Genomic DNA, 13,242 nt, shown 5'->3' with positions numbered 1-13,242 from the left:
CAGCGCTACGTCACAAACGCGGCCAACCCTTGCCGGTTCCAACAAAAATGACCGGCAGGTCGCTGCCGGTCATCTGAAACAGAACAGATCTGTGATTTGGTGTGAGGCTACACCCACTTCGCCAATGGAGGCAGGCTCATGAGCACCGCATTTGCATCATGTCCGGTTTCGAGCCCGAACTTTGTGCCGCGGTCGTAGACCAGATTGTATTCTGCATAGAGCCCACGGTGGACCAATTGCGCGTCCTTGTCCGCGTCAGTCCAAGGTTGGTCGCGGTGCTTTTCCACCTGCGGAAGGTACGCTGGCAAAAACGCACGACCGACATCCTGCGTGAGCGCAAAGTCGGCCTCCCAATCGCCTGTATTGCGATCATCGTAAAAGATGCCGCCCACGCCACGCGCCCGGTTGCGATGCGGCACGTAGAAATACTCATCAGCCCAAGCCTTGTACTCGGGATAGATCGTGTCGCCATGCGGATCGCAGTGCTCTTTCAACACACGGTGAAAGTCAGCCGTATCTTCTTCGTATTCGATGCAAGGGTTCAGGTCTGACCCACCCCCAAACCACCATGCGTGCGGCGTCCAGAACATGCGCGTGTTCATATGAACCGAGGGCGTGTGCGGGTTGCGCATATGCGCGACAAGCGAGATGCCAGAGGCCCAGAACCTCGGATCGTCCTTCATGCCGGGGATGCCCTTGCGCGCGGCCATTGCGGCCTGCGCGCGTTCGCCCAATGTCCCGTAGACGGTCGAGATATTGACGCCGACCTTTTCGAACACCCGACCACCACGCATCACGCTCATCAGGCCACCGCCTGCATCCGAGCCATCGTCAGATGTCCTGCGGGTTTCAGTCACCTCAAAGCGACCAGCCGGAAGTTCAGCAAACGGACCGGTTGTCTGCGTGTCTTCAAGGTCTTCAAAAGCGGCAACGATCTGATCACGCAACTCGCGGAACCAACCAGAGGCTCTGGCTTTGTGGTCGTCAAACATCTCGGTCATAAAAGTGTCTCCTCAAGTTGACACTTAGCAGGCAGGTCAGGAACGCGCTAGTGCGCCGGTACGGCAACTGGGTCAATCAGGGTGCGACCACCATCGACGGTGATGATCTGGCCGGTCATGAACCCTGCCCCGTCAGATGCCAGGAATTGAACGGCCTCTGCAACTTCGCGTGCCGAAGCGATGCGGCCAATGGGCGTATTTTCCCGGATGAGATCCCGATAGTCGCCGTGTTCATCCAGTTGTCCTTTTAGCGACGCCGACATAACCGAGCCAAAGGCCACGGCATTGACCCGGATTCGATGCTCGGCCAGCGCCACGGCCAAGGAGCGGGTCATTTGATCCAACGCGGCAGTCGAGACAGAGTAGGCCAAAAGCTCTGGCTGTGCGCGCCGGGCCGCAATGGAAGACAAGTTCACAATTGACCCGATCGTCGCCGCATCGCTGTCCGCCGCTTGCTTGATCATGCGTTTCGCAACCAGTTGCGACAATTTCAATGAAGTAAGCAGATTCTGTTCGATCAACTTCTGAACCGAGTCGTCTTCGGCATTCAGCGGATCAGACGGAATCATCTGGCGTGACGCGTTGATCAGGATGTCGACCTGTTCAAAGGCATCAATCGTCGCCGAGAGCAGGTTTGCAACTGTCAGTTTCTCGCGCAGGTCGCCAGCAAATAGACGGACAGCCTCTTCTTTGGCGGCATCATCACCGATCTGGTCCTGCAACCGCTCCTCGTCCATATCGGCAAAGACGACATTGGCCCCTGCTTCGACAAACTGGCGGCCGATGGCCAGTCCAACGCCGTTTGCGGCGCCGGTGACGATGGCGGTTTTGCCCGCAATCGAAAATCCCATGGTGTGTATCCCGATTCTTACCCCAGCGCAGACTAGGCGATCTTAGCGTCTTGCGCGATGTCTTGTGACGGTGCGACCTGCCTTGGCCGGAGACGTTCCGCGTGTCTGCGGTCGGGTCGCATGATAGAGTTTATATCCCTCGGTGCCGGGTGGGCCGGGCAATTCGGTGACCGATGCAAAATACGTGTTGAGCACGTCTTCGTAAGGAAGATGTCGGTTGGCCACAATCCAGAGGTTCCCGGATCCGCCGAGCATGCGGGCAGCATTAGCGATAAACGCCGCGCCGAGTTCAGGCGCGCCCTTACGTCCGGATGCCCCGCTTTGACCCGTGTGAAACGGCGGGTTCATGACGACATGATCGGGCTGCACGCTTGGTTTCCAAGTTGTCGCATCGTGCCAATGAAACGCAGCGCGGTCTGCGTCGACGTTCAAGGCGGCGCATTCCAACGCCATGGCGTTCACTTCGACACAATCGACAAACTCGGCTCCGCGCGCTTGCGCGACCGCGCTCAAGTAGCCCCAGCCAGCACCAAGATCGACAACACGGCCCTTCAGGGTTTCGGGCAATACCTCTGCAAGCGCATAAGATCCGGGGTCTATTCCGTCGGCAGAAAACACGCCCGGCGCCAGCGCAAAGCCATGAATATCTGGCTGTTCCCACGCCCAGTCGGCAAAGGCATTCGCGTCAGCCCGCATCCAGAAACAGCGCCCATGCGCCTTGGTCACCGAACCTGCGACCTCGGTCCGTTCGCGGCACGCACGCCATAAGCTGTCGACACCATCGGTTTTTTGCCCGTCAACAATGACCGGCCCATTGGTGGTGGCCGCCGCGTGCGCAATCAGGTCACGTGCCAATTCCTTGGAGCGGGGAAGGATAATCACCGTCGCGGCATAGACGGCTGGCTCTTCTTCGAGCTGCCGTCCCTGTGTTGTCATAGCTTGAGCAACAATCCAGTCAGGTGTGTCGATAACGGCATCTGGAACAGCAGACAGGTCCGTTTCAACGGTTGGATGGCGCACCACCAGCGGGCCGTCCGGTATCTCCAGCCCGGCCTCAATCGCGAGGGAAAGTCGCAAACTCTGCGGCCTTTATTCTTTTTCCATGGTGCATTGCAGCGGGTGCTGATGACGGCGAGCAAAATCCATCACCTGCGCCACCTTGGTTTCGGCAATCTCGTGGCTGAAGACACCGACGACCGCGACGCCCTTTTTGTGAACGGTCAGCATCAATTCAAACGCCTGGGCGTGTGTCATGCCAAAGAACCGCTCAAGCACCATGACGACGAATTCCATCGGTGTGTAATCGTCATTCAGGATCATGACCTTGTACAATGGCGGGCGCTTGGTTTTGGACCGCGTGTCCAGAACCACGCTCACATCGCCATCATCGCCCACGCCGCCGTCGTCCGGCTGGTCGGCCATAAGGAAGACTTTCGAAGGTGACTTGGCCAATGCCTTGGTCATGCGATCAATCCATGTCGATTTCAGACGCTTCTATATATGGCTCACACCTGCCATGAAAAGAGGGTGCTTCACCGTGGAGAGATTTGTGTTGTGGATAGATTAACGACGCTCGCCTTTGATGCCGATGATACGCTTTGGCACAACGAGACGTTCTTTCAGCTGACCCAAGAGCGGTTTGTCGAGCTTTTGAGTCCGCATAACGATGCCGAAGACCTTCAGGCACGGCTGCTTGAAACGGAAAAGCGCAACATCGGGCGCTATGGCTTCGGCGTGAAGGGCTTTACACTATCGATGATCGAAACGGCTCTCGAGGTGACGAACGGACAGGTCCCCGGTGCGGTCATTCAGGAAATTCTGGCCAATGGGCGCGATCTCTTGGCGCATCCTGTTGAGCTTCTCCCCGGAGTGAAAGAGACGCTGACAGAGGTGTCTGAGCAGCACAGGCTCACCCTCGTAACGAAAGGCGACTTGCTCCACCAAGAGGAGAAACTTGCTGCTTCAGGCTTGGGGGATCTCTTTTCAGATGTCCACATCGTCAGCCAGAAAGAACCCGCCACCTACCGCCGGATTTTCGAGACGCCTGATCGGGTGATGATGGTCGGAAATTCCATGAAATCCGATATCCTGCCGGTCCTAGAGGTCGGCGGTTGGGCGACCTTTGTGCCGTTCCATATCGAATGGGAATTGGAGCGCGCGGACACCCCGAACAACCATCCTCGCTTTCGGCAAATCAGCACAATCCGAGAGCTTCCTGATTTGCTGCGCGGATCGGCCTGACGCCACATTGCCGCCACAATTGCACATCTCGTAGCGCTAGACCTGCCACACCCCACATGTGGAGGCACCTGCCCCAAAATTGCCTCATTTCAGGGGGCCTTTTCGTTTTTAGCAAAAGCATCAATGTGTTAGCTTTAACGCAACCAAAATGGCACGCGGGCTAACCTGCGGTCGATATTGAGCTGAGGCAGATTGAGGCGGACCGACGTGATGTGGCGTCCTGGGCAGTGGGTTTCGACCCTGACTTTTCTTGTATTTTTGACGCTGGGCAGCGTGGCGCAGGCCGCACCCTATGCAGCCATGGTGATGGACGCGCGATCAGGCGAAGTCCTGCATTCGCGCAATGCCGACACGCGCCTACACCCGGCATCGCTGACCAAGATGATGACCCTTTATGTGGCCTTTGAAGCCGTCCGTCGTGGGGAAATCACGCTGGATACTCCCATCAAGGTGTCATCCAAGGCAGCAAACGAAGTCCCATCCAAGATCGGATTGCGGGCAGGTCAAAAGATTAAGTTGCGCTACCTCATCCGCGCGGCTGCCGTGAAATCAGCCAATGATGCAGCAACAGCCATTGCCGAAGGTATCTCAGGCAGCGAAGCAGCCTTTGCCCGGCGCATGAACCGAACAGCCAAGGCGCTTGGCATGACGCGGACAACATTCAAGAACGCGCATGGTCTGACCGAGGCAGGGCACCTGTCGACAGCGCGTGACATGACAATCATGGGGCGTCGCCTGCTCTATGATTATCCGCAATACTACAACCTGTTCTCACGCCGTTCGACAGATGCGGGGATCACGACGGTGCGCAACACCAACCGTCGCCTGCTGGACGCCTATCGCGGTGCTGACGGGATCAAGACCGGCTATACCCGCGCGGCAGGCTTCAACCTTGTCGCCTCAGCCGAGCGTGGCAACGAACGCATCATCGCGACCGTATTTGGTGGACGTTCGACGGCAACGCGCAACGCCAAAGTGGCAGAACTCTTGGACCTTGGGTTCAAACGCGCGCCCACACGCGTCGCTGTGCGCAAACCTGCCTTGCCGACCTATGCCCCCTCCTCGCACGGCGGTGCAGGCAAGACCATCCGCCTCGTGACAGCCGTAAAGAAATCCCTGCGCCCGCGCATGCGACCAGGCAGTGAGTCCGCACCTGCGCAAGAACTCTTGGTCGCGCAGGCCGATATCGTCGAAGCGGTCGACACCGCCAGTGCCTCCAGCGCTGTCAGCAGCGCGGATATCGAAGCCGCTTTGAGCCAAGCCCAAACCACCGTGGCTCAAGCACCCGTCATAAAGCCCGCGGCGCGGCCCAAGGCACGCCCGGCCCAGATCGTAGCCGCAGCAGCAGCCCCTGCCCCGCGTCAGGTGGAACCTGAAATTGTGACCCGTGCGTCCACGAAAGGTGGCAAACACTGGGGCATCAATGTGGGCCGCTACCCATCGCGTTTTGCCGCCGAGAAGGTCCTACTGAAAGTCGCTCTCGCTGAAATGGCCACGCTGGATGGATCACGCAGGATCGTCGTGCGCGGCAATCGCGGGTTTGACGCGACCTTTGCGGGTTTGACGCGCGATGGTGCAGATCTTGCCTGTCGGCGTCTCCAGGCGCGTGGGAACACCTGCTTCATGGTTGGACCGGGTTAAGCACACCACAGGTTGCTCTTGGGGCTCTGCCCCAAACCCCGAAGTATTTTCAGCAAGAAGAAAAACAGGTCTCAGGCAACCTTTGTCAGATCGAAGGCCGCGGTGATCAGCTCGCGGGTATATTCGGTCTGAGGGTTCTCGAAAATCTGCTGCGTCGTCCCAGATTCGACCACATCGCCCTGCTTCATCACCATGACCTTGTGGCTCAGTGCGCGAACAACCTTCAGATCGTGACTAATGAAGAGATAGGCGAGGTCGTACCGCTTCTGCAGGTCACGCAGCAGGTCGACGATCTGACTTTGCACGGTCATGTCCAGCGCCGAAGTCGGCTCATCAAGCACCACCAATTTCGGCTTCAGGATCATCGCGCGCGCGATTGCGATTCTTTGGCGTTGCCCGCCTGAAAACTCGTGCGGGTAGCGGTCCATGACAGAGGCTTCGAGCCCGACCTCTTGCAGGATATCAGCCACCATCTGGCGCTGATCCTGCCCCGCCACAAGACCGTGAACGCCCAGCCCCTCGGCGATGATCTCGGCCACGGACATCCGTGGCGACAGTGATCCGTAAGGGTCCTGAAAGACGATCTGCATGTCCTTGCGCAGGGGGCGCATCTGGTTGCGGCGCAGCCCGCTGATTTCATTGCCCTGAAAGCGGATCGAGTTTTCGGATGCAATGAGCCGCATGATCGCCAACGCGAGCGTGGTTTTGCCTGACCCGGATTCGCCCACAATGCCCAGCGTCTCGCCACTGCGGACTTCGAGCGTCGCGTCGTTGACGGCCTTCACATAGCCCACAGTGCGTTTCAGCAAACCGCGCTGAATCGGGAACCAGATTTTCAGGTTCTGGGTCTCGACAATTGGCTTTGCTGCAGTTTCAACCGGGGCCGGCTGGCCAGTCGGTTCGGCTGCCAGCAACATCTGGGTGTAGGGATGTTGCGGGTTATCGAACACCTCATCCGTCTTACCCTGCTCTACAATCTCGCCGTGTTGCATCACGCAGACGCGATCCGCGAATTTGCGCACAACGTTCAGGTCATGGGTGATGAACAGCATCGACATGTTTTCAGACCGACGCAAATCCGCCAAGAGCTGCAGAATCTGCGCCTGGATCGTCACGTCGAGCGCGGTTGTCGGTTCATCGGCAATTAAGAGTTCCGGCCCATTGGCCAGCGCCATGGCGATCATGACCCTTTGGCGTTGCCCACCTGACAACTGGTGCGGATAGGCCCCCAGACGGCTTTCCGCATCGCGAATGCCGACCTTTTCCAGCAGTTCCAGAACGCGGGGACGCGCCTCATCCTTGGTCACGCCCTGGTGCAGGATCAGGCTCTCAGCCAACTGCTTTTCCAGTGTGTGCAGCGGGTTTAGCGACGTCATCGGTTCTTGGAAGATGAAACTGATGTCGTTGCCGCGCACCTGTCGCAGTTTAAGCTCATCCGCGCCGATCATCTCCTGCCCGCCATATTTGACAGAACCTGACACCTTGGCGTTGTCGCCCAAGAGCTGCACGGTTGACAACGCGGTCACGGACTTTCCTGACCCGGACTCACCCACCAACGCGACGGTTTCGCCTTGAGCCACCTCAAAAGAAACATCCTTCACGGCCCGCGTTGCGCCGAAGGACACACTCAGGTTTCGGACTTCTAAAACGCTCATTCCGCCGCCTGCTGTTTTGATGTGGCCACCGGCTGCGTCTCGCTCACTGCGCCGCCAGCGACAAAGACTTTTCGCGGGTCAAATGCGTCACGCACACCTTCAAATATAAAGACCAGCAACGACAGCATGATCGCAAAGACGAAGAATGCGGTGAAACCAAGCCACGGCGCCTGCAGGTTCTGCTTGGCCTGAAGCGTCAATTCACCCAGGGACGGGGCCGAGGACGGCAAGCCAAAACCAAGGAAATCAAGCCCCGCCAAGGCCGCGATCGTGCCGGTCACAAGGAATGGAAGCATCGTCAGCGTCGCGACCATGGCGTTGGGCAGCATGTGACGGAACATGATCGTCCAGTTGCTGACACCCAGTGCCTGCGCGGCGCGCACGTATTCCAGATTTCGCGCCCGCAGGAATTCCGCCCTGACCAGTCCGGTCAAAGCGGGCCAGCCGAAGAGGATACTGAGCAGCACAAGGAGCCAGAAACTTCGCCCGAGGATCGCGAACAGGATGATGATGATGTAGAGCGACGGTACCGCGCCAAATATCTCAAGAAACCGTTGAAAGATCAGGTCGGTCCAACCGCCGAAATATCCCTGAACAGCGCCGGCAATGATCCCGATGATCGACGCGCAGGTGGTCACGATCAAAGTGAACAAGATTGACAGTCGGAACCCGTAAATGACGCGCGCGGCCACATCCCGCTTGGTATCGTCCGTTCCCAGCCAGTTTTCGCGGCTGGGCGGCAGTGGCGCGGCACCGGGGCGGTCAACAGGGTTCTGGTAGCCGTAGGGTATGATCGGCCAGATGGCCCATCCAGTAGCCTGCTCGTCCCATACCTGTTCGCCACTATCGACGCGTTCGATCAGGTCTTCTGGTTCGTAGAGGCATTCTTCGTAACCGCCGGTCTTGATCAGGCAGCGGACCTCCGGATCGCGATAAACAGCTTCTGTGCGGAATTCTCCGCCATAGTCAGCTTCTGAATAGAAGGTGAAAATAGGCATCCGGTAATCGCCGCGATAGTTCACGAGGATCGGTTTCTCATTCGCAATGAACTCGGCGAACAGCGACAGGATGAACAGCACGAGAAAGATCATCAAAGACCAGTAGGCGCGCTTGTTGTTGCGGAAGTTTTGCCAGCGGCGCTGGTTGATGGGCGACATTTTTGAAACGAGGGCCATGACCTATCCCCTCCTTTCAAAGTCGATGCGCGGATCAACGACGACGTACATCAGGTCCGAGATGATCCCGACAAGCAAACCGATCAGGCCAAAGGCAAAAAGCGTGCCAAAGATCACCGGGTAATCCCGTTCCAGCGCCGCTTCAAAGCCAAGGCGACCAAGACCATCGAGACTGAACAAGGTCTCAATGATCAAAGACGCGCCGAAGAACACCCCGATGAACACCGCCGGAAAGCCCGAGATCACGATCAGCATCGCATTGCGGAAGACATGGCCATAGAGGACGCGGCTCTCGCTCAGCCCCTTGGCCTTGGCCGTCATCACGTATTGCTTGTTGATCTCATCGAGAAAGCTGTTCTTGGTCAGCAGGGTCAGCGTGGCAAAGCCCGAAATCGACAACGCTGTCACCGGCAGCACGAGGTGCCACAGGTAATCCAAAACCTTGCCAATGGCGCTGAGCTCTTCCCAATTGTCCGAGGTCAGGCCGCGTAGTGGGAAGATCTGGTAATAGGATCCTCCGGCGAACAAAACGATCAGCAAAACCGCGAACAAGAACCCGGGGATCGCATAACCAACGATGATGGCCCCTGAGGTCCATGTGTCGAACGGTGTGCCATCGCGGACGGCCTTGCGAATACCGAGCGGGATCGAGATCAGGTAGGCAAGAAGCGTGGACCAAAGCCCAAGGGAAATCGACACTGGCATCTTTTCAAGGATCAGATCGACGACGCTGATATCCCTGAAATAGCTCTCGCCAAAATCAAAGCGCATGTAGTTCCACATCATCAGCATGAAACGCTCAAAGGGCGGTTTATCCAGACCGAATTCGCGTTGCAGTTCTTCGATGAACTCTTCAGGCAGACCGCGCCCGCCAACGAAGCCCTCTTCTTGTCCACCGGCCGTCGGATCACCTTCGCTCCCGGTGATCCCGGCCAGAACGTCGCCTTCCCCCTCCAACTGCGCCAGCACCTGTTCCACCGGACCGCCCGGAAGGAATTGGGTCAGCGCAAAGTTGACGATCATGACACCAATCAGCGTCGGGATCACCAGCAAAAGTCGTCGGAGGATATAGGCGCCCATGGGTTTACAGCGCGCCTTCTTCTTTCAGCTTCGCGGCCTTGTCAGCGTTGAACCACCAGAAATCCAATTGGCCCAAAGCAAGCGGCGGAAGCGGGTCGGGGTATTCGTACTGATCCCAGTAGGCCACCCAATGTTTGGTGTTCTGCCACTGTGGCACGTTGAACTTGAGCGACCGAAGCACGCGGTCCAGCGCCTGAACGGAGGTGTTCAATTCCTCAGACGTTTCAGAGGCGATCACCACATCAATCAGGCGATCCACGGCAGGGTCTGCGACACCGGCCAGATTGCGGGACGTGTCATCGCGAAGGCTGCTGTCGAACCACTGTTTCAGACCAGTCGACGGCTCATAGCCAAGGCTGAAACCCTGCGTTGTCATGTCAAAGTCAAACGACCGCGCGCGCTCTTGCTCTTGGGCCGGATCAACGCGATCAAGCTTTGCATCAATCCCGAGACGTTTGAGGTTTTCCACATAGGGGTTGATCACCCGGTCAAACGAAGGCGAGCTTTCGAGGAACTCGACCGTCAGAACCTCACCGTCTTTCTCACGCAGACCTTCGTCATTAACCAACCAACCGGCCTCATCCAGCAGCGCTGATGCAGCGCGCAGGTTGCGGCGGTCCAACTGACGTTCGCCCGAAGTCGGCGCTGTTACAGCCTCTTCCGTCAAGATCGACGCATCAAGCAAGCCTTCGTCGACCAACGGTTGAAGGATGGCAAGTTCGCCTTCGCTTGGAAGGCCCGAACTCGCGTTTTCGGAAAACTCCCAAAACGACGATGGGCGTTCGTAAAGGCCAAAGAACAGCGATTCATTCGACCACGTGAAGTTGAACATCAAACGGATCGCTTCCCGGACGCGGATGTCCTGAAATTTCTCGCGGCGCAGGTTGAAGATGAATGACTGCATCCGTCCAAGGCTGCCGTCATCCAGTTCTTCTTTCTTCACCCAGCCATTTTCTATCGCCGGGAAGTCATAGGCCGTGGCCCAGAGACGCGAGGTGTTTTCCGTGCGGAACGTGTAAGTGCCAGCCTTGAAACCCTCAAGCGCGGCCGTGCTGTCGCCAAAGTACTCAATCCGGATACGGTCAAAGTTGTTGCGACCCACGTTGATGTTCAGGTCGTTGCCCCAATAGTCCGGGTTCCGTTTCCACACGACCTGACGGGAATAGTCAAAACTCTCAAGAACATAAGGGCCTGTGCCTGTCATCGGGCCACGGGGCCAAGTGTTGTCCAGCGTCAGGTCGTTATCTGCAAACCATGTCGGGTGCATAGGCCCGATGATCCCAGCCAGACCGATCCGGTCACGCTTCGGGCTGTCGGGTGAAAAGTTGTATTTGATGCGGTAGTCGTCCAGCACCTCGACGCTATCGACAAAGTTGCCAAATGCCTGCCGGAAGGACGGCAAACCGTCCTTCATAACTGTATCGAAGAACAGCTTCACATGCTCGGCTTTCGCCGGGGTCCCGTCAGAGAATGTCACCTCAGGGCGCATGTTGAAGATGACCCAGCTGATGTCTTCCGGGTATTCCATCGTCTCGCAGAGGAAACAGTAGATCGACGTCGGATCATCCGCGAACGAAGTCACCATGTCTTCATCGCCGATGTTGGCGAGACCGACAGCGTTACCCTTCAGCGTGTAGCGGTTGAAGCTGTCAAAGGTTCCCTGCCCCGCGATGCTGATCTCACCACCTTTGGGCGCGTCTGGATTAACGTAATTCAGATGCTCGAAATCGGCATCATATTTTAGATCGCCGAAGAAACTATAACCATGGCTGACCGTGACGTTTTCATGGCTTTCCGCACGAAGCAGCGTAGCCCCGCCGATCAAACCAGCCGTCAACGCCCCCATCATGGCCCATCTCAAGAAGGTTCGCTCATGTAGCGGTGTGACAGCGGTTGCAGCGGCAGGGCGGCGGTTGGTCATATGACAGACATCCTGTTTCGTGACGACGGCGGTTTCCGACACAAAATAACGTATTAATCCGGTTGTCGACCATTCAAGGCGCGAAAAGCTCTCCTGACTGTTATGTGACTGTCAGGTGAACACGCGACAGGGCGCTCAGGTACAAAAAAAGGGCCGCGCAGATGCGCAGCCCTTGGACGTCTTTCTATGTGGCCGGATCAGCCGCCGAAGGTCGCCAGATATGCGATCAGGTTCGCGCGATCTGCTGGTTTTGGCAGGCCATTGAAACCCATGGTCGTACCTGGTGCGTAACCTTTTGGATTTTCAAGGAAACCGTTCAGCTCTTCTGGGGTCCACACGTCTGCGACCGCAGCCAGCGCGCCAGAATAGTTGAAGCCGTCAACAGCCGCGACTTCGCGGTCCACAACGCCGTACAGGTACGGGCCGGTGCCATTCGCGCCGTCTTCCAGCTTGTGGCAGGCACGGCATTTGCCCCAGACCTTTTCGCCCTTGCCGGCATCAGCGGCGGCGAACAGTTCTGCGAATGCTGGGCCTTCTTCGGCTTCGGCCACTTCATCGCCGCCTTCAACCGGGATGGTGTAGGCCTGTTTGTGGTCTTTTCCGTGACCCCCAACGTGATAAATCTCTTCTGCTGCCCAAGAGCCGAGCAGGAAAACAAGAAGTGACCCGCACAAAGCAGCCGTCACTTTTGTCAAGGTCATCGTGTCCATAGTGTCGCGGTCCGTTTTCAGTATGCCGTTGTGCGCGGTCTAATGCCTTTCGCGGTTGCGCTGCAAGGTGTACGAGCCGCGACCAAACGCCCTGCTTTTGGGGCCAGGAGACCAGGAATAATGACCAAACGGATCGCGTTTCAGGGTGAGCTCGGTGCCTATGGGCATCAGGCATGTGTGACTGTTCGTCCAGACCACGAACCGGTCCCGTGCGTGACCTTCGACGACACAATTGCCGCCGTTCAATCCGGCGCCGCAGACCTGTGTGTCGTGCCGGTCGAAAACACGACTTATGGCCGTGTGGCCGACATCCACCGGCTACTGCCAGAAAGCGGACTGAACATCATTGCCGAGACATTCGTCAAAGTCGAAATCAACCTGCTGGGCGTTCCCGGTTCCACGCTGGATCAGGTGACGCATGCCAAGGGGCATGCGGTGATCCTGCCGCAATGTGGGACATTCCTGCGTGAATACGGGATCAGCGGCGTGGTGAGCTCAGACAATGCGCGCGCCGCCCGCGAGGTTGCAGAGGCTGGCGACCCAACAGTCGCAGCCTTGGCCAGCAGTCTGGCTGGTGAGATTTACCAACTGGATACGCTCGCCAGCCGGATCGAGGATCACCACAACAACACGACCCGGTTTCTTCTTTTGGCACCGGAGCCCGACATGTCGCGCCGGGCGGACAAGATGATGACGACCTTTGTCTTCCAGGTCCGCAACATCCCCGCGGCGCTCTACAAGGCGATGGGCGGTTTCGCGACCAATGCAATCAACATGACAAAACTGGAAAGCTACATGGTGGGCGGCCATTTCACGGCCACACAGTTTTACAGCGATGTCGAGGGGCACCCAGACGACAAAAGCCTACGACTCGCGCTGGAGGAGCTCGGCTTCTTTACGTCGATGGTCAAAGTCCTTGGCACCTATCCGGCAGATCCCGAACGCGACAACCGCGACTGACCAAATT

The 13,242-nt window shown here is 57.6% G+C and carries 12 protein-coding genes; 3 read left to right on the top strand and 9 right to left on the bottom strand.

All coding sequences use genetic code 11. The features are described 5' to 3' along the window. Nucleotides 1–107 precede the first annotated feature (107 nt). From hemF to clpS, 4 genes are read right to left on the bottom strand one after another with little or no spacing between them, the layout of a single operon-like run. Nucleotides 108–1,001, bottom strand: coding sequence for an oxygen-dependent coproporphyrinogen oxidase (gene hemF / locus FE702_RS15430; protein WP_147127214.1), 894 nt, complete (start codon nucleotides 999–1,001; stop codon nucleotides 108–110). A gap of 47 nt (nucleotides 1,002–1,048) precedes the next feature. Beyond that, complete coding sequence (locus FE702_RS15425) at nucleotides 1,049–1,852, bottom strand: SDR family NAD(P)-dependent oxidoreductase (protein ID WP_147127213.1); 804 nt, start codon at nucleotides 1,850–1,852, stop codon at nucleotides 1,049–1,051. A 42-nt stretch (nucleotides 1,853–1,894) separates the two neighbouring features. Continuing rightward, nucleotides 1,895–2,929 (bottom strand): class I SAM-dependent methyltransferase, encoded by a 1,035-nt coding sequence (locus tag FE702_RS15420; protein ID WP_147127212.1) that lies wholly within the window; start codon nucleotides 2,927–2,929, stop codon nucleotides 1,895–1,897. A 12-nt stretch (nucleotides 2,930–2,941) separates the two neighbouring features. Beyond that, entirely contained in the window at nucleotides 2,942–3,274 is a 333-nt protein-coding gene (clpS, locus tag FE702_RS15415) for an ATP-dependent Clp protease adapter ClpS (RefSeq protein WP_186827134.1), read from the bottom strand. A 132-nt stretch (nucleotides 3,275–3,406) separates the two neighbouring features. Between clpS and FE702_RS15410 the strand changes: the two genes are divergently transcribed. Then, nucleotides 3,407–4,093 (top strand): HAD family hydrolase, encoded by a 687-nt coding sequence (locus FE702_RS15410; RefSeq protein WP_430303247.1) that lies wholly within the window; start codon nucleotides 3,407–3,409, stop codon nucleotides 4,091–4,093. A gap of 210 nt (nucleotides 4,094–4,303) precedes the next feature. Then, nucleotides 4,304–5,734: a D-alanyl-D-alanine carboxypeptidase family protein gene (locus FE702_RS15405; protein ID WP_147127462.1), complete on the top strand. Its 1,431-nt coding sequence runs from the start codon at nucleotides 4,304–4,306 to the stop codon at nucleotides 5,732–5,734. Between the two features lie 71 nt (nucleotides 5,735–5,805). Here the strand turns inward: FE702_RS15405 and FE702_RS15400 are convergent, their stop codons facing one another. The 5 genes from FE702_RS15400 to FE702_RS15380 all read right to left on the bottom strand — a co-directional run bounded on the left by FE702_RS15400 (nucleotide 5,806) and on the right by FE702_RS15380 (nucleotide 12,275). Continuing rightward, nucleotides 5,806–7,389, bottom strand: a complete 1,584-nt coding sequence (locus FE702_RS15400) for an ABC transporter ATP-binding protein (protein ID WP_147127209.1) — start codon at nucleotides 7,387–7,389, stop codon at nucleotides 5,806–5,808. Further along, on the bottom strand, nucleotides 7,386–8,564 hold the full coding sequence (locus FE702_RS15395; protein ID WP_147127208.1) for an ABC transporter permease: 1,179 nt from the start codon (nucleotides 8,562–8,564) through the stop codon (nucleotides 7,386–7,388). The genes FE702_RS15400 and FE702_RS15395 overlap by 4 nt, the downstream gene beginning before the upstream one ends. A 3-nt stretch (nucleotides 8,565–8,567) precedes the next feature. Then, entirely contained in the window at nucleotides 8,568–9,644 is a 1,077-nt protein-coding gene (locus tag FE702_RS15390) for a microcin C ABC transporter permease YejB (protein ID WP_147127207.1), read from the bottom strand. A 4-nt stretch (nucleotides 9,645–9,648) separates the two neighbouring features. Beyond that, nucleotides 9,649–11,565, bottom strand: coding sequence for an extracellular solute-binding protein (locus FE702_RS15385; RefSeq protein ID WP_147127206.1), 1,917 nt, complete (start codon nucleotides 11,563–11,565; stop codon nucleotides 9,649–9,651). Between the two features lie 197 nt (nucleotides 11,566–11,762). Then, nucleotides 11,763–12,275 (bottom strand): c-type cytochrome, encoded by a 513-nt coding sequence (locus FE702_RS15380; RefSeq protein WP_147127205.1) that lies wholly within the window; start codon nucleotides 12,273–12,275, stop codon nucleotides 11,763–11,765. Nucleotides 12,276–12,395: 120 nt separating this feature from the next. Here FE702_RS15380 and FE702_RS15375 point away from each other — a divergent pair, with 120 nt between their 5' ends. Then, nucleotides 12,396–13,235 carry a prephenate dehydratase gene (locus tag FE702_RS15375; protein WP_147127204.1) on the top strand — a complete coding sequence of 280 codons (840 nt, stop codon included), beginning with the start codon at nucleotides 12,396–12,398 and terminating at the stop codon, nucleotides 13,233–13,235. The last annotated feature ends 7 nt before the right edge of the window (nucleotides 13,236–13,242 follow it).

The sequence above is a fragment of the Shimia ponticola genome (genome assembly GCF_007995215.1).
GTDB classification, from domain to species: domain Bacteria; phylum Pseudomonadota; class Alphaproteobacteria; order Rhodobacterales; family Rhodobacteraceae; genus Shimia_B; species Shimia_B ponticola.
The sequence above is the reverse complement of the archived record's forward strand: the minus strand, read 5'-3'. Positions and strand labels throughout refer to the sequence as shown.